Annotated in this window: 10 protein-coding genes; 7 read left to right on the top strand and 3 right to left on the bottom strand. The window is 61.2% G+C overall.

Annotated elements, in window-relative coordinates; translation table 11 throughout:
• Positions 1-2 precede the first annotated feature (2 nt).
• Positions 3-3,959, bottom strand: coding sequence for a dermonecrotic toxin domain-containing protein (locus BMX59_RS10655; protein WP_093121274.1), 3,957 nt, complete (start codon positions 3,957-3,959; stop codon positions 3-5).
• Between the two features lie 218 nt (positions 3,960-4,177).
• On the opposite strand from BMX59_RS10655, the gene BMX59_RS10650 reads away from it, so the two are divergent.
• From BMX59_RS10650 to BMX59_RS10625, 6 genes are all read left to right on the top strand, one after another.
• Complete coding sequence (locus BMX59_RS10650; RefSeq protein ID WP_071491665.1) at positions 4,178-6,481, top strand: YgiQ family radical SAM protein; 2,304 nt, start codon at positions 4,178-4,180, stop codon at positions 6,479-6,481.
• Between the two features lie 204 nt (positions 6,482-6,685).
• Complete coding sequence (locus tag BMX59_RS10645; RefSeq protein WP_071491664.1) at positions 6,686-7,606, top strand: Ssp4 family T6SS effector; 921 nt, start codon at positions 6,686-6,688, stop codon at positions 7,604-7,606.
• Complete coding sequence (locus BMX59_RS10640) at positions 7,603-8,052, top strand: hypothetical protein (protein WP_071491663.1); 450 nt, start codon at positions 7,603-7,605, stop codon at positions 8,050-8,052. Before BMX59_RS10645 ends, BMX59_RS10640 begins: the two co-directional genes overlap by 4 nt.
• A 187-nt stretch (positions 8,053-8,239) precedes the next feature.
• Complete coding sequence (locus BMX59_RS10635; RefSeq protein ID WP_093121273.1) at positions 8,240-11,530, top strand: transglutaminase family protein; 3,291 nt, start codon at positions 8,240-8,242, stop codon at positions 11,528-11,530.
• Positions 11,531-11,626: 96 nt separating this feature from the next.
• Complete coding sequence (locus BMX59_RS10630; RefSeq protein ID WP_092246634.1) at positions 11,627-14,113, top strand: circularly permuted type 2 ATP-grasp protein; 2,487 nt, start codon at positions 11,627-11,629, stop codon at positions 14,111-14,113.
• On the top strand, positions 14,113-15,003 hold the full coding sequence (locus BMX59_RS10625; RefSeq protein WP_093121272.1) for a transglutaminase family protein: 891 nt from the start codon (positions 14,113-14,115) through the stop codon (positions 15,001-15,003). The genes BMX59_RS10630 and BMX59_RS10625 overlap by 1 nt, the downstream gene beginning before the upstream one ends.
• Before the next feature lie 46 nt (positions 15,004-15,049).
• On the opposite strand, the gene BMX59_RS10620 is transcribed toward BMX59_RS10625, so the two are convergent.
• Positions 15,050-15,232, bottom strand: coding sequence for a hypothetical protein (locus BMX59_RS10620; RefSeq protein WP_071491659.1), 183 nt, complete (start codon positions 15,230-15,232; stop codon positions 15,050-15,052).
• A gap of 332 nt (positions 15,233-15,564) precedes the next feature.
• On the opposite strand from BMX59_RS10620, the gene azu reads away from it, so the two are divergent.
• Positions 15,565-16,011, top strand: coding sequence for an azurin (azu, locus tag BMX59_RS10615; protein WP_010213586.1), 447 nt, complete (start codon positions 15,565-15,567; stop codon positions 16,009-16,011).
• A gap of 99 nt (positions 16,012-16,110) precedes the next feature.
• Here the strand turns inward: azu and nadE are convergent, their stop codons facing one another.
• Positions 16,111-16,938 (bottom strand): ammonia-dependent NAD(+) synthetase, encoded by an 828-nt coding sequence (gene nadE, locus BMX59_RS10610; protein WP_071491657.1) that lies wholly within the window; start codon positions 16,936-16,938, stop codon positions 16,111-16,113.
• Between the last annotated feature and the right edge of the window lies 1 nt (position 16,939).

Raw genomic sequence — 16,939 nt, 5'->3', positions numbered from 1 at the left:
CCTTACGGCCGGGCAAACAGCGCACGGATGGTGGCTTCGTCGTATTGGTAGTTCCAGCGCAACTCAGTGCCGGCGGGAATAGATTCGCTGGCAAATAATCCGGTGAGTATCATTTGATCCTGTCGGTTGCCGACCTGGGCCTGGACCCTGAATTTTGCCGCCTCAACGTTGTAGCCCGAGGCGGCCTGTCGCACCGGAACATCGGCCTCATATTCAAAAATGGTATTGATCCTCGACAACGCGTTGTCGCCGGACAGTACCGGCTGAGTGTTGAGCGCGTGGGGCGACACAGGCCTCACATCCTTGACGGCCATCAGATAAGGATCTCGGCGCGCCTTCGCCACGAAAAACGGCAGGATGTCCCCTCCATACACGCCCAGCGCTTCGCCCTTGCTCAGCGGGCGCCGCGTGATGACCGTGGCTTCGCCGATCATTGCGGCCTCCTGGGGGAATTTTTGATGAGCGGCGGTGAAGGGTAAAACCTCAAGCTTGTCTTCATACAGGCGCGCGACGTTTTCATAACCTTCCCAGCGGATGTAGGGCAGCAGTTGGTCTTTGCTGAATACCGTGCCGGACGTTAACGACTTCCCTTGGGCTTGCATGAGTCGGATCCGCATGGGCTGACCATTTTCATCGCGCAGTGGGTAGCGGCCACAGTTGGCGCGGTCATAAATACGCCGATAGTTCTGGCTGTGCTGGTAGCTGCGCTCGGTGCGCATGTAGGCCAATTCCTGAGGAGTGTAGAGCGCGTCTACAGTGCCTTCCTCGGCTGATCCGTAAGAATTGGACGAGTGTGCCGACCCATACCCGTCAATGGAGTCGACGCTTTCGAGTGATGGCGCAGGCGAGCCCCCTCCGCCCGGCAACCCACCTTTGGCGGGGTCGATTTCCCAACCCCCGTTGGCGTTTTTGCGCAGATAGGGCGAATAGGCCCGGAAACGGCTACGCGCATCGACCAGTCGCCATCCCTGCGGGTCTTTTTTGATCTGGTAGTAGTTCTGCTCGTCCTGGACGTAATAGCGAAAACTTCCGTCAGGCAGTGGCGGCGCTTGAAAGGTCTGGTCAGCCAGCCTTGTCAGTCCGGCCGGAGGGGTTGGTTCGGCGAACAAGGGGTCGAGTGGCAACCCTGCCGAGGGCCGGGTTTCGAGGGTAAGGGGCTTGCCGCGCAGACGCGGAAGGCTGCTGGCCATCAGTGACTTGCCGGATTTGTGCAGGGCCTGCTCAAACGAATCCGCACCCGATTGGCGCAGCAGTGCACGGTGCTCCAAGGGGGAAAGTGTTTGCTCGATTGCGTGAGGCAGATCGGTCAGTGGGGGGGGGAGGGTATCTGGTGAGGCGTGAAGCGCGTATAGCTCGCCTTTGCGGATCAGCGTATGGCTCGAAGGGGCATCCGCGTTACCGATACTCCCCAGAAGCGGCCCCTCGGTACTGTCGTCATACACATCAATCCGGCGCGACCCAGGCCAACCGGGTATCTGCTCCAGTGTGTAAAGCATCAATTGCACGCTTTCCCGGTTGCGCAAGGTATTGAGGAAAATGCTCTCTTGCAGCTGGGCGACCTTTGCCATCTTTGTGTAGTGGTCTGCTTCTTCGAGCGATACGGGGTCCAGGCTGTCTCCCGCTTGCAAGCGTTGGCGTTTGCTTGCTGGGAGTGTGCGCTCTATCTCTTCAAGATGTCGTTTGGACAGTTGCGGCATCAGTGTGCGCAGACTTTTTTCGGTGGGTGTGACCGCGGCTTCATTGGCCGCGTTGAGTTGAGAAAACAGCCATTGTTTTTTCTGTGCGGCCTGCTTGCTCAATCTCAGGGCAAGGTTTTCGGTTTTACTGAAGTAGTCGATAGGCGAGGAGGGCAGCAGATTATTGAACGCGGTCTGAGGCATTTGCGCCTCTATGGCATGCAATAACTCGCCCTTTCTGAAACGGTCTTCGCTGACCTTGATTTCGACGTTGCCCTGACCGAACTGCATCACGGTCTGTTGCTGCTGGTCGACCACCTTCAGCCCGTAAGTGGCGGGCCATTCGGGCAGCGAGGTGAGCAGGTGGGCTTGAATCAGCGGCGAGTGAGCCGTCACGGAGGTGCCCTCGGCACGGCTCAGGTTGAAATCATTGATTTCCTGGTCCAGGTTGAAGTGTGTAACCGTATCGCACAGCAAGGGCGCAGGGCGCACCATCTCTTGATGGGCTTGGCGCAATGTGGTGCTGTCCAGCCCGCTGATCAGCAGGATGGGCTCTACGGACGGTTGGGTTATGTTGGCCGCATCTGGGCCCAGGCGCTTGATCAGTTTGAGCGTGTCCCAATCCTCTGGCGTTTCGTGCACATGGCGCCAGCCGCCGGCTTCGTTGTTCAACAGGGGAGGTGAATAAGCGTGCGGATCGCTGGGGTGTGACAACTCCCATCGTGTGCCATCGGGTGAGCGCTGAATGGCATGGGGGTGATCATCCAGTTTTAGATACGACTGCTGTTGGTATTGATAGATACCTTGTTTATCGGCAACCACGTGTTCAGGCAATGTCGCGGGGTGTTGGTAGGGTTCCAAGTCAGAGTGCCAGAGGCGCCAGCCCTGATTGCGTACCTGAACTTTCACGAGGCCCGCCGTAAAGCGTCCTGCCTTGATCACGCCGGCGGTCGCTACGGCCATGGCAACGTTATCCACCACGTCCAGCAGGTCGTCGAGCGCCTGTTGGCTATCGCCCCGGCTCCAGGCGGCAAAGCCGTTATAGACCGTGCCGATCAATTGGGCGGCAGTAACGACCAGCAGAACCTCCCCGACGATTGGCACGAAGGATGCGGCAAAGAACAGCAGGGATTTACCCAGGTCGGCATAGAACTGCAGGCGTTTTTGTCGGCTGATGGCATCAACCTGTGCCGTCGGGACCGCGACTTCGCAAGCGTCGCTTTCTATCTGGGAAAACCGTCGCAGGATGATGGCGTGGAACAGATTGCCGGTGATTTTGGTCAGGGTCAGCGGTTTGTCCAGCTGCGCTGGCTTGATTTTCCCGGGTGAGCCGATGGGCAGCCAATCAATCCACATGGGCTTTACATGCAGCAGCGATTCTCGCTGATGCACTGGGGCCAGCCGCTTGAAGAAGGCCAGGTAGTCCGGTCGCATCAGGCGTTTAACGAGTTGAGTTTCCAGGTCGTCCATCGAGGGGTGCTGGCGAAGTGCCTCGATCGGGTCTTCAGGTGTGTAGAGAAGCGGTCCGGTTTCTGCCCGGACGTCAACGATGACCAGGACGTCAGGCAACACCACTCCACCAAGCGTCAGGTGAAAGCAGTCGAAGGACACGTGGTGTCCGCGCTCGGAGAGCTCGACCAATTCTTCGTAAAGGGTTTTCGGCATCTTCTTCTTGAGGTAGGCCAGGTGCAAGGCAACGTTGAAACGCTGCTGTTCGTGCTCGCGAAAGAACCGGCGTACCGACAGATTGGTGCTGATGACCGTGCGAATATGCTTGAGGTATTGCCCGCCCAGGTCCAGTTTGCGGCAAAAACCGGCGAAGAGCGTCGCGGAAATCAACGAAGGAAATCGTGAGTCCTGGGTGATGTTGAAAAGCTCGGTCCCGGTCTCCATGCCGCCGTCCTCTGCTTCCGAAGCCTCGAAGTTCTGCAGGGCCGCCTCCAAAAGGGATTGTTCAGTGGTGCGTGCGTGGGTGCGTAGCAGCCCGAACAGGTGATGGTTTTTCCATTCGCGCACCAGGACCGAAGTCTTCGCATTCAGCAGCGTCAGGTATTCGCGGCGCAGCGCCTGCTCAAACAGCGGAAAAGCGAACGCCTCGGGGCTTTGCAGTTGCCTGAGGAGTTCTTGGATCTTGTGCCTGGATTGATTGCTCTTGAGCAGGTTGGCGCGCAGGGCTGCGCGGGTGTCTGCGGGGGAGTCGGTGAGCCAAGTGGGGAGTTGGGTCTGGATGAAGGTGGCGTGGGCGTCGGGTGTTACCAGTGGAGGCGCGGGATTACTGCTCATCTGGGTTTCCATGAAAAGGCTAGTTGAATCCTGACAGCCTATCCAGGGTGTTTCCGGGGATGGGGCTAGCGGATTAGGCCCTTGCCCCCTGCAAATCCGGCTATGAGTACCGGGGAAAAGTGATGCCAGGGTAAAAGCCGACCATTACCGTCGGAATTGGTCAAAATTTGTGCTATATTCCGCGCCCGCGATTTTCCATCTCAACACCGGTCACCGTCATGCAAACAGCCAAGCCGTTATTTGACTATCCCAAGTACTGGGCCGAATGTTTCGGTCCAGCGCCATTCCTGCCGATGAGCAGGGAGGAGATGGATCAGCTTGGCTGGGATTCCTGCGACATCATCATCGTCACCGGTGATGCCTACGTTGACCATCCGTCGTTCGGCATGGCGATCATCGGCCGGCTGCTGGAGTCCCAGGGCTTCCGCGTCGGGATCATTGCCCAGCCGAACTGGCAGTCCAAAGACGACTTCATGAAGCTCGGCGAGCCGAACCTGTTCTTCGGCGTCGCGGCCGGCAACATGGACTCCATGATCAACCGCTACACCGCCGATAAGAAAATCCGCTCCGACGACGCCTACACCCCAGGCGGCATGGCGGGCAAACGCCCGGATCGCGCCAGCCTGGTGTACAGCCAGCGGTGCAAGGAAGCCTACAAGAACGTGCCGATCGTACTCGGCGGCATCGAAGCCTCCCTGCGTCGCATCGCCCACTACGACTACTGGCAGGACCGGGTGCGCAATTCGATCCTGATCGACGCCACCGCCGATATCCTGCTGTACGGCAACGCCGAGCGCGCCATCGTCGAAGTCGCCCAGCGCCTGTCGTGGGGCCACAAGATCGAAGACATCACCGATGTGCGCGGTACCGCGTTCATCCGTCGCGACACGCCGGCCGGCTGGTATGAAGTGGACTCCACGCGTATCGACCGTCCGGGCAAGATCGACAAGATCATCAACCCGTACGTCAACACCCAGGACACCCAGGCCTGCGCCATCGAGCAGGAAAAAGGGCCGCAGGATGATCCGGAAGAAGCCAAGGTCGTGCAGATCCTGGCCAGCCCGAAGATGACCCGCGACAAGACCGTGATCCGCCTGCCATCGGTGGAGAAAGTCCGTGGCGATGCGGTGCTCTACGCCCACGCCAACCGCGTGCTGCACCTGGAAACCAACCCAGGCAACGCCCGCGCCCTGGTGCAGAAGCACGGCGAAGTGGACGTGTGGTTCAACCCGCCACCCATTCCGATGACCACCGAAGAAATGGACTACGTGTTCGGCATGCCGTACGCCCGCGTCCCGCACCCCGCGTACGGCAAGGAAAAAATCCCGGCCTACGACATGATCCGCTTCTCGGTGAACATCATGCGTGGCTGCTTCGGCGGCTGCACTTTCTGCTCCATCACCGAGCACGAAGGCCGCATCATCCAGAACCGTTCCGAAGAGTCGATCATTCGCGAGATCGAAGAGATCCGCGACAAGGTCCCCGGCTTTACCGGCGTGATCTCCGACCTCGGCGGTCCGACCGCGAACATGTACCGCATCGCCTGCAAGAGCCCGGAAATCGAATCCGCGTGCCGCAAGCCGTCGTGCGTGTTCCCCGGTATCTGCCCGAACCTGAACACTGACCACTCGTCGTTGATCCAACTGTACCGCAGCGCCCGTGCGTTGCCGGGTGTGAAGAAGATCCTGATCGCCTCCGGCCTGCGCTACGACCTGGCCGTCGAGTCGCCGGAATACGTGAAAGAGCTGGTCACCCACCACGTCGGCGGCTACCTCAAGATCGCCCCGGAACACACCGAGGAAGGTCCGCTCAACCAGATGATGAAGCCGGGCATTGGCAGCTATGACAAGTTCAAGCGCATGTTCGAGAAGTACACCAAGGAAGCGGGCAAGGAGCAGTACCTGATTCCGTACTTCATCGCCGCCCACCCGGGTACCACCGATGAAGACATGATGAACCTGGCCCTGTGGCTCAAGGGCAACGGCTTCCGCGCCGACCAGGTACAGGCGTTCTACCCGTCGCCGATGGCCACCGCCACGGCCATGTATCACTCGGGCAAGAACCCGCTGCGCAAGGTCACCTACAAGAGCGACGCGGTAACGATCGTCAAGAGCGAAGAGCAGCGCCGCCTGCACAAGGCGTTCCTGCGCTACCACGACCCGAAAGGCTGGCCGATGCTGCGTGAGGCACTGACCCGCATGGGCCGCGCCGACCTGATCGGGCCGGGCAAGGACCAACTGATCCCGTTGCACCAGCCGAGCACCGACAGCTACCAGAGCGCCCGTCGCAAGAACTCGACGCCGGCCGGTAGCCACAAGGTCGCCAAGGAAACCACCACCAGGATCCTCACCCAGCACACCGGCCTGCCGCCGCGCGGCAGTGACGGCAGCAACCCGTGGGACAAGCGTGAACAAGCCAAGGCCGCGGCCCAGGCGCGCAACAAGCAGGCCGCCAAGGAGCGTGCCGATGCGGCCAAGGGCAAGGGCGGCAAGCCTGCGCGCAAGCCGGTCGTGCCGCGTTGATCGCAGCCTGAACATGCCAGACGCCAGCCTCGTGCTGGCGTTTTGCTTTCTAGCTGTTGGGTAACCTGTTTGCTAAGGTGGCGCCCATTAGAAAGCCATCGCGGGCAAGCCCGGCTCCCACAGGCGAATGCATTCCAAATGTGGGAGTGGGCTTGCCCGCGATGGGGCCCGCCTGGTCACCATCATTCTCAAGGAGGAACACTTATGGCTAACCCCCTGGCCTCCATCGGCATGGACTCCAACCGCTCGCAGTTCATGGCGCGCCAGCGCATCGAAAGCCAGATCAACCTTCCGCGCCTGTTTGCGGCCATCGACGCCGATCCAGGTATCGTTGGCGCAGGCGTCGTATACATCGACGCCGACTTCAACGTCATTACCCTGCGCGAATTCAAGCCCATCTGCAGCATCAAGCCCAAGCGCATCATTTTGCGTGAAGCGCAGAAGTACATTGCGCCAACACAGTTTGCTCAACATGTCGTGAGCAATCCTCGAGAGTCGCGACTGATTGGCGAAGCCGTGAATACCGGAATCTCCTGCTTGGGGGCGGTCATCAGTTGGGCTGCGATCGCCAGTGGAACCATTCTGGTGCCTTTCAGTGCCGGCGCCAGCTCCGTCATCGTTGTGGTGGGATATGCGGCCGCCGGCGCGAGTACGCTTCAGTGCTTTAACGGCATTGCTCGAACAGCGCTTGAGGTCGCCAAACCGGAGGTAAACGATTGGCTCGACAGTGAGGGCTGGTACCAGAATGCATCCGTTGTGCTGGACGCCGTTTCACTGGCTGGCGTAGGCGGTTCGGCCCTGACGACGGTCAAGCTGGTCAGGGCTGCCAAAGCATCGACGGGCAAGAGCCTGCGTGATGTGCTTCGCGGTTTGAATCGCCAGGAAAGAGCCAAGCTGACGAAAGAGCTGCTGAGCATCAACCATCCCAGCTTGACCGCCAAGATGCTCAAATTGCGGCAGGCGTCGGGCGAACTCACCAAGCGTTTCACCCCTACGCAGCTCAAGCACAGCACCACGACCCAGATCAAAGACGTCCTCGGCGCAACCGTAGGATTTGGCGGGAGTGCGTACTCCGGAAACGTCAATACCATCGCGATTGGGTTGTACGAGGAAATAAACGAATGAACGAGTTAATGACGCTACGCGACTTTTTCAGGCAATATTTTCTGACGTTTATGGGCGGCGTATTTGCTGCGTGTTTTTCTTTGGCGTTGGCTGTGGCGCTGGCGTTCATCACCTATTTTCGTGATGCGCCCATTGCTCAAGTGGGGCTCAAGATCATGTCTGCCGGGGCGCTGCTCATTCTGTTGACGGTCCATAGCAACTTTATGATTTTGCGGGGCCGCCCCTCCTGGGTGTGGGTGATGGTCGGCATCTACGTCGCCTGTCTACTGTTTGTAGTTCCGATGATTCAATTCCAGCCTCACAAAATTCTTTATGGGTTGGCGCTGTTATTCCCATTGCTCGGATTATTGACACTTAACAGCAAGGTTCAACGAGAGATGCGCCAGAAGCTGCTTGAAATACGCCACCTGCGCCAAGCCGTGATCGCCAAGCGCAAAACCGGCTGATTGGGTAGATTCCCCACCCACCTTCACACCCGCGCCACAAATATGTGCGTCACTTGCACCAGAGCATCGCCGTTGGCGCCGTTTTGGTGCTGTACTGCACCGGGTCCCACGATAAAGCGCAATGACCTCCGCTCTGGCATAAGTCTTGCGCGCTTTGTGTCCATGCCCTGGCTCGCAGGAGGCCGCCGTGTCGATTCATGTCGCGTTGCACCACGTTACGCATTACCGCTACGACCGTGCTGTCGAACTCGGCCCGCAGATTGTACGGTTGCGTCCGGCCGCCCATAGCCGCACGCGGATTCTGTCCTACGCGCTGAAAGTGCTGCCCGAGCAGCATTTCATCAATTGGCAGCAAGACCCCCAGGGCAATTACCTGGCGCGGTTGGTGTTCCCGGAAAAGACCGATGAGCTGCGCATCGAGGTCGACCTGGTTGCCGAGATGGCGGTGTTCAACCCGTTCGACTTTTTCCTTGAACCCTACGCCGAAAAAATCCCCTTTAGCTATGCCGCCGATGAACAACGCGAGCTGGCGCCGTACCTGGAAACCCTGCCGCTGACGCCGAAGTTCGCCGCGTACCTTGCGGGCATCGACCGTACGCCGTTGCCGGCCGTGGATTTCCTGGTGGGCCTCAATCAGCGCCTGGCGGCCGACATCGGCTACCTGATCCGCATGGAACCGGGCGTGCAGACGCCGGAATTCACCCTGGAAAACGCCTCCGGCTCCTGCCGTGATTCGGCCTGGCTGCTGGTGCAATTGCTGCGCAACCTGGGCTTGGCGGCGCGGTTTGTGTCTGGCTATCTGATCCAGTTGACCGCCGACGTCAAAGCCCTCGACGGCCCGTCCGGCACCGAAGTGGACTTCACCGACCTGCACGCCTGGTGCGAAGTGTATTTGCCCGGCGCCGGTTGGATCGGCCTGGATGCCACCTCCGGGCTGTTCGCCGGTGAAGGGCATATCCCGTTGGCCTGCAGTCCCGATCCCTCATCTGCCGCGCCGATCAGTGGGCTGGTGGAACCCTGCGAGTGTGAATTCACCCACGAAATGTCTGTAGAGAGGATTTGGGAGGCCCCACGGGTCACCAAGCCCTACACCGAGGAACAGTGGCTGGCGATTCAGGCACTGGGACGGCAGATCGATGGCGACCTGCTCAAGGACGATGTCCGCCTGACCATGGGCGGCGAGCCGACCTTTGTCTCCATCGACGATCCCGACGGCGCCGAATGGAACACCGCCGCCCTCGGCCCGGACAAACGCCGCCTGTCCGCCGAGCTGTTCCAGCGCATGCGCAAGCACTACGCGCCCAAAGGGCTGGTGCACTTCGGCCAGGGCAAGTGGTACCCCGGCGAGCAACTGCCGCGCTGGTCGCTCAACTGCTACTGGCGCCGTGACGGCGTGCCGATCTGGCACAACAGCGCGTTGATCGCCGATGAGCAAGAGGATTACGGTGCGGACGGCGTGATGGCCGGGCGTTTCCTGGCCAGCGTCGCCGAGCGCCTTAAGCTGCCGGCACGCTTTGTGTTCCCGGCCTTCGAAGACAATTTCTACTACCTGTGGCGCGAAGGTGCGCTGCCGCAGAACGTCACCGCCCAGGACCCGCGCCTGGGCGATGAACTGGAGCGCGAACGCCTGCGCAAGGTGTTCGCCCAGGGCCTGGATAAAATCATCGGGCAAGTACTGCCGCTGGCGCGTACGCCTGCCAATGATCGTTGGCAGAGTGGCCGCTGGTACCTGCGCGATAACCACTGCCGTTTGGTGCCGGGAGATTCTCCCCTGGGCTATCGCCTGCCGTTGGCTTCGCAGCCGTGGGTGACGGCGGCCGAGTATCCGTTTGTGCACCCGACGGACCCTAACCAGGATCAGCCCGAGCTGCCGTCCACCGCCCAACTGCAAAGCCATGGCGAACCTGCGCCGAGTGATGAACGTGTACCCAAGGTGGACGAGTCCGCCGACTGGCTGACCCGCACCGCACTGTGCGCCGAAGCGCGGGAAGGGCGGCTCTATCTGTTCATGCCGCCGCTGGAGCGCGTCGAGGACTATCTGGAACTGGTGGCGGCCATCGAAGCCACCGCTGAAGAACTGCACTGCCCGGTCTTGCTCGAAGGCTACGAGCCACCGGCCGATTCGCGCCTGAGCAACTTTCGCGTCACGCCGGACCCGGGTGTGATCGAGGTCAACGTGCAGCCGTCCGCCTCCTGGGACGAGTTGGTGGAGCGCACCGAGTTCCTCTACGAAGAGGCGCGGCAAACCCGCCTGACCACCGAGAAATTCATGATCGACGGGCGCCATACCGGCACCGGTGGCGGTAACCATTTCGTGCTCGGTGGCGCCACGCCCAAGGATTCGCCGTTCCTGCGTCGCCCCGATCTGCTGCGCAGCTTGATCAGCTACTGGCACAACCATCCTTCGTTGTCCTACCTGTTTTCCGGCCTGTTCATCGGCCCGACCTCCCAGGCGCCTCGGGTGGACGAGGCGCGCAACGATGCGCTGTATGAGCTGGAAATCGCCTTCGCGCAAATGCCTGCTCCCGGCGAAGAATGCCCGCCCTGGCTGGTCGACCGCCTGCTGCGCAACCTGCTGATCGACGTGACCGGCAACACTCACCGCGCCGAATTCTGCATCGACAAACTCTACTCACCGGATGGCGCTACCGGCCGCCTGGGCCTGCTGGAACTGCGTGCATTCGAGATGCCGCCCCATGCACGCATGAGCCTGACCCAACAACTGCTGCTGCGTGCCTTGGTCGCGCGCTTCTGGCGCGAGCCCTATGCACCGCCGAAGCTGGCGCGCTGGGGCACCGAGTTGCACGACCGCTTCCTGTTGCCGCACTTTATCGAGCAGGATTTTGCCGATGTGATCGTCGAGCTCAACGCAGCCGGCTACCCGCTGCGCGCCGAGTGGTTTGCCGCGCACCTGGAGTTCCGTTTTCCCAAGGTTGGCGACTACGCCGTCAGCGGTATCGAACTGGAACTGCGCCAGGCCCTGGAGCCCTGGCATGTACTGGGCGAGGAGGGCGCGGTGGGCGGTACGGTTCGCTATGTGGATTCGTCGCTGGAGCGCCTGCAAGTCAAGTTGACCGGGCTGCCACCGCAACGCTACCTGCTGACCTGCAACGGCATCCCGGTGCCGCTGCAGGCCACCGGGCGTGTCGGTGAGTTTGTCGCCGGCGTGCGTTATCGCGCCTGGCAACCGGCCAACTGCCTGCAACCGACCATCCCGGTGCATGCGCCCTTGGTGTTCGATCTGCTGGATACCTGGATGCAGCGCTCGTTGGGCGGCTGCCAGTACCACGTCGCCCATCCGGGTGGACGCAATTACGACAGCTTGCCGGTAAATGCCAATGAGGCGGAGAGCCGGCGGATGGCGCGGTTTTTCCGGCTTGGGCATAGCCCCGGCAAGCTCCCCGTACCGACGGTAACCATCAACGATGAATTACCGCTGACCCTGGATATGCGGCGTTTCCCCAATAAAAATGACTGAACACTGTTTAAGTGTGGGAGAGGGCAAGCCCCCTCCCACAGTGGATTGCAGTGAATTTGAGTTAATCTGAGCCCCCTTGTCCCTGCCGAGCGTTCCATGTCCGACTTGCTCGACCGTTACCCGCTGACCGCGGGCACTTATCACGAACTGCTGGACGACAGTGGCGCAGTGCGTGCCCATTGGCAGCGCCTGCTCGACCACCTGCAACGCAGCACGCCTGCACAATTGGCCCAGCGCCAGGCGCTGCTGACCCGGCAGATCCAGGAAAACGGCGTGACCTACAATGTCTACGCCGACCCCAAGGGCGCCGACCGCCCCTGGGAATTGGACCTGCTGCCCCATGTGCTGGCCGCCGATGAATGGCAGCACCTGTGCGCCGGTATCGCCCAGCGTGCACGCCTGCTCAATGCCGTGCTTGCCGACCTGTATGGCCCGCAACGCCTGATCAAGGAAGGCTTGCTGCCGGCCGAGCTGGTGTTCGGGCATAACAACTTCCTGTGGCCGTGCCAGGGTATCCAACCGCCGGACGGTGCCTTTTTGCACCTGTACGCCGTGGACCTTGCGCGCACGCCGGATGGCCGCTGGTGGGTCACCGCCGACCGTACCCAGGCGCCGTCGGGCGCCGGTTATGCATTGGAAAACCGCACTATCGTGTCCCGCGCCTTTCCGGATCTTTACCGCGACTTGCAGGTGCAGCACCTCACCGGTTTCTTCCGCACCTTGCAGGAAACCCTGGCCCGCCAGGCGCCCGGCGATGACCAGCCGCCGTTGATCGTGCTGCTCACCCCTGGCCGGTTCAACGAAAGCTACTTCGAGCACCTCTACCTCGCCCGCCAGCTCGGCTACCCGCTGGTGGAAGGCGGCGACCTCACCGTGCGTGACAGCACGGTGTTCCTGAAAACCCTCAGCGGCCTGCGCCGGGTGCACGCAATCATGCGTCGCCTGGATGATGACTTCTGCGACCCGCTGGAACTGCGCACCGACTCCGCCCTCGGGGTACCCGGCCTGCTTGATGCGGTGCGCCAAGGCAACGTGCTGGTGGCCAATGCCTTGGGCAGCGGTGTGCTGGAGTCCCCCGGTTTGCTGGGTTTCCTGCCGAAAATCAACGAATTCCTGTTTGGCGAAGAACTGATCCTGCCGTCCATCGCCACCTGGTGGTGCGGTGAAGCGCCGGTACTGGCCGAGGCCCTGGAAAAACTGCCGGAGCTGCTGATCAAGCCTGCGTTTCCGTCGCAGAGTTTCACCCCGGTATTTGGCCGTGACCTGAATGAAGAACAGCGCCAAGCCCTGGCCGAGCGCATGCGCGCGCGGCCCTACGCGTACGTCGCCCAGGAGTTGGCGCAGCTGTCCCAGGCGCCGGTGTGGCACACCGAGGATGATCATTTGCAACACCGCGCCATCGGCATGCGCGTGTACGCCGTGGCCAGCGATGACGGTTATCGCGTGTTGCCCGGCGGCCTGACACGGGTCGCCGCTGAAGCCGATGCCGAAGTGGTGTCGATGCAACGCGGCGGCGCCAGCAAGGACACCTGGGTGCTCGGTGAACGCGCATCCGGTGGTGAACATTGGCGCGCACAACGCGCAATCGGCGCCCATGATCTGGTACGACGCGACCCTTATCTGCCGTCCCGCGTAGTGGAAAACCTGTTCTGGTTCGGCCGTTACTGCGAACGCTGTGACGACAGTGCGCGTTGGCTGCGCATCGTGCTGGCACGTTATGTGGACGGCGACGATCCACTGGCCTTGCAGGCCGCCGTCGAGCTGGGCGAAAACCTGCGCCTGTTGCCGGAAGAGGGCGAGTTACCGGAGCGCTTGCAGGCCGCACTCTTGGGCGATGACTGGCCATCGAGCCTGCGCGCCAACCTGCAACGCTTGCAATGGGCGGCGTCCCAGGTGCGCGGCAAGCTGTCCCGGGAGAACTGGCAGGCCCTGGTGGAGCTGCAACGCGAAGCCCAGGAGCTGGAAAGCGAGACCCCGGATTTTGGCGAATTGCTGGACTTTCTCAACCGCCTGGTGATGTCCCTGGCGGCGCTGTCCGGGTTCGCCCTGGACGACATGACCCGCGACGAAGGCTGGCGCTTTTTGATGATGGGCCGGCGCATCGAGCGCCTGCAATTCCTGAGCAGCAGCCTGGCGGCATTCCTGCGCGGTGTGGCAGTGTTTGACCAGGCTGGCTTGGAGTGGTTGTTGGAGTTGGGCAACAGCAGCATCACCTATCGCTCGCGCTACCTGGCGGTGCCGCAGTTGATCCCGGTGCTCGATCTGTTGCTGCTGGATGAACAGAACCCCCATGCGGTGCTGTTCCAGCTCAAACTGGTGAGCCGCACCCTGCGCCGTCTCAACGACGACTTTGGCGTGCCGCGTGAAACCGGCCTCGGCCCGTTGGTGGAGCGCCTGGCGCGCTTCGACCTGGGCTGCCTGGAGAACCCATTGTTCGGCGAGTCCAGCGTGCGTGCCGCACTGGACGGCCTGGCCGACCTGCTGCAAGCAGTGGCCGATGAGAGCGGGCAAGTGTCGGATCGCCTGGCCTTGCGCCATTTTGCCCATGTGGATGATGTCAGCCAGCAAACGGTGTCGGTGTGATGAGTGCGCGCTACCAGATTTTCCACGATACCCATTACCACTACGACAGCCCGGTGTCCCTGGCCCAGCAGCTGGCGCACCTGTGGCCACGGCCGTGCGCCTGGCAGCGTTGCAGCTCGCAGCAACTGGATATCAGCCCGCAGCCGTCGTCGCGCCGCGATGAGCTGGACGTGTTCGGCAACCCTATCACCCGCCTGGCGTTCGAGCGCCCCCATGACGAACTGCTGGTGAATGCCGGGCTGACCGTGGAAGTGCTGGCGCGGCCGGTGCTGGATTTCCAGCAATCGCCGGCCTGGGACCAGACCCGCGACCGCCTGACCTACAGCAGCCAGCCGATGTCCGGTGAGTTGATCGAAGCCTGCCGCTATCGTTTCGAATCGCCCTACGTGCACCTGAAGAAAACCTTCGTCGAGTTCTCCGAAAGCTGTTTCCCGCCAGGCGCGCCTTTGCTGCTGGGCGCGCAGGCGTTGATGGAAAAAATCTTCAGCGAATTCACCTTCGATGCCGAAGCCACCCAGGTCGCCACGCCGCTGGTGGAAGTGCTGGAGCGCCGTCGCGGCGTGTGCCAGGACTTCGCCCACCTGATGCTCGCCTGCCTGCGCTCCCGAGGCCTGGCGGCGCGTTACATCAGTGGCTATCTGCTCACCCAGCCACCGCCCGGCCAGCCACGGCTGATCGGCGCCGATGCGTCCCATGCGTGGGTCTCGGTGTATTGCCCGGTTTCAGGCTGGGTGGACTTTGATCCGACGAACAATGTGCAGCCGGCACTGGAGCACATCACCCTGGCCTGGGGCCGGGACTTTTCCGATGTGTCGCCGTTGCGGGGGGTGATTCTGGGGGGAGGGAGCCATGACCCGGAGGTGCGGGTGACGGTGATGCCGCTGGAATGATGGTTGATTGTGCCGAGCCGGAGCAGCCGGCTCAGCACAAAGGAAATTATTCAGCCGGATCTTTTGGTGTTTCGCTCTCGTCGCTCGTTACTTCAGCATCAGCGTCCGGGTTCAGTGCGCCAGCTTCTTCGTCTGCAGCGGCTTTCTTGCGTTGCAGTTTTTCCTCTTTCTTCTGTTCCTTGGCCAAGTCTCTCTGACGTTTGGCGAAGGAGTAATTAGGTTTGGCCATGGGCGATCCTCTAAGGTCGAAGGTGAGGGTGGCGGCGCGCAGCTGCCTTGGGACGACATGGTAGCAGCTTCAAGGTGCGCTTGGCCTTCACTTACCGCAGGCGTAGGCGGCCAGCAGGCCGTTGAACAGTTGATTGAGGTGCATGGCTCGGACTCCAGGGGGTGATGGGCCGATCATAATCAGCGCGCGGCACTTTGGCTGGTTGATTGTGTCGATAAGTCTGATAGCCTAAAGTTGTATACAATCTGTTGATTCAGGTCATAAGAATTTCTGCCTGCTTCAGGCACCCTTGTCGCATTACGCGTTTTTTAAACCCTGCCTTGGAGATTCACATGTTTGCCAAACTCGTTGCTGTTTCCCTGCTGACTCTGGCAAGTGGCCAGTTGCTTGCTGCAGAGTGCAAGGTCACTGTCGACTCCACCGACCAAATGTCCTTCAACACCAAAGCCATCGAAATCGACAAGAGCTGCAAGACATTCACCGTCGAGCTGACTCATTCGGGCAACCTGCCGAAAAACGTCATGGGCCATAACTGGGTGCTGACCAGCGCCGCCAACATGCAGCCGGTTGCCACTGACGGCATGGCCGCCGGTATCGACAAGGACTACCTGAAACCAGGTGATGACCGCATCATCGCCCACACCAAGATCATCGGTGCCGGCGAGAAAGACTCGGTGACCTTCGATGTGTCGAAGCTGGCCGCCGGGACTGACTACGCGTTCTTCTGCTCGTTCCCAGGCCACATCTCGATGATGAAAGGCACTGTGACCGTCAAGTAACACCGCATCACCGTTCATCGGGGGCAAGCCCCCTCCCACATTTGGATGTGTTCACAAATCAAAGTGTGGGAGGGGGCTTGCCCCCGATGGCGTCCTACCTCACGGCGCAAACGGCATGACCCGCTTGTGCTCCGTCTTGCGATACGTCTCGCAGATAATCCTGAACGCTTCCTCACGCACCGGCTCGCCGTGCAGGAACGCATCGATCTCCGCGTAGGTCACGCCATGTGACGCTTCGTCCGGCTTGCCCGGCGACAGGTCTTCCAGGTCCGCAGTCGGTACTTTTTCCACCAACGACTCCGGCGCCCCGAAGTACCGCGCAATCGCACGCACCTGGTTCTTCACCAGCCCGCTCAGCGGTGCCAAATCGCAGGCCCCATCACCGAACTTGGTGAAAAAGCCCATCACCGCTTCCGCCGCATGGTCGGTGCCGATCACCAGGCCACCGGTCGCGCCCGCGATGGTGTACTGCGCCACCATGCGCATGCGCGCCTTGGTGTTGCCCAGCACGAAATCGCGGGACACCGCCGCCTTGCCTTCGAACGCCGCCACTTCATTGGCCAGGGCTTTGACCGCCGGGCCGATGTTCACAGTGTGGCGCTCGTCAGGCTCGATAAAGTCCACCGAGGCCGTGGCGTCGATTTCATCGAACTGGGTTTCGTAGGGCAGGCGCACCGCGATAAAGCGGTAGGCCTCATCACCGGTATTTTCACGCAGCTCTTTCACCGCGCGTTGGGCCAACAGGCCGGCGGTCAGGGAGTCGACACCACCGCTGATGCCCAGCACCAGCGCCTTGAGCCCGGCATTGCGCAGGCAATCCTGGATAAACCCCACGCGACGGGCAACCTCGGCTTCAAGTGCGGCCTGGTCGTTGAACGGCGCTTGGACCTTGAGCTGCTGCGCAATCTCACGCTGTACGGCTTGCATG

Origin of the sequence: Pseudomonas sp. NFR09, assembly GCF_900111535.1 — a bacterium.
Taxonomy (GTDB): Bacteria; Pseudomonadota; Gammaproteobacteria; order Pseudomonadales; family Pseudomonadaceae; genus Aquipseudomonas; species Aquipseudomonas extremorientalis.
The sequence above is the reverse complement of the archived record's forward strand: the minus strand, read 5'-3'. Positions and strand labels throughout refer to the sequence as shown.

Bases quoted from the DNA above. Each gene is read 5' to 3' on its own strand.
- BMX59_RS10655 (WP_093121274.1), bottom strand. From the start codon at position 3,959: ATGAGCAGTAATCCCGCGCCTCCACTGGTAACACCCGACGCCCACGCC.
- BMX59_RS10650 (WP_071491665.1), top strand. From the start codon at position 4,178: ATGCAAACAGCCAAGCCGTTATTTGACTATCCCAAGTACTGGGCCGAA.
- BMX59_RS10645 (WP_071491664.1), top strand. From the start codon at position 6,686: ATGGCTAACCCCCTGGCCTCCATCGGCATGGACTCCAACCGCTCGCAG.
- BMX59_RS10640 (WP_071491663.1), top strand. From the start codon at position 7,603: ATGAACGAGTTAATGACGCTACGCGACTTTTTCAGGCAATATTTTCTG.
- BMX59_RS10630 (WP_092246634.1), top strand. From the start codon at position 11,627: ATGTCCGACTTGCTCGACCGTTACCCGCTGACCGCGGGCACTTATCAC.
- BMX59_RS10625 (WP_093121272.1), top strand. From the start codon at position 14,113: ATGAGTGCGCGCTACCAGATTTTCCACGATACCCATTACCACTACGAC.
- BMX59_RS10620 (WP_071491659.1), bottom strand. From the start codon at position 15,232: ATGGCCAAACCTAATTACTCCTTCGCCAAACGTCAGAGAGACTTGGCC.
- azu (WP_010213586.1), top strand. From the start codon at position 15,565: ATGTTTGCCAAACTCGTTGCTGTTTCCCTGCTGACTCTGGCAAGTGGC.
- nadE (WP_071491657.1), bottom strand. From the start codon at position 16,938: ATGCAAGCCGTACAGCGTGAGATTGCGCAGCAGCTCAAGGTCCAAGCG.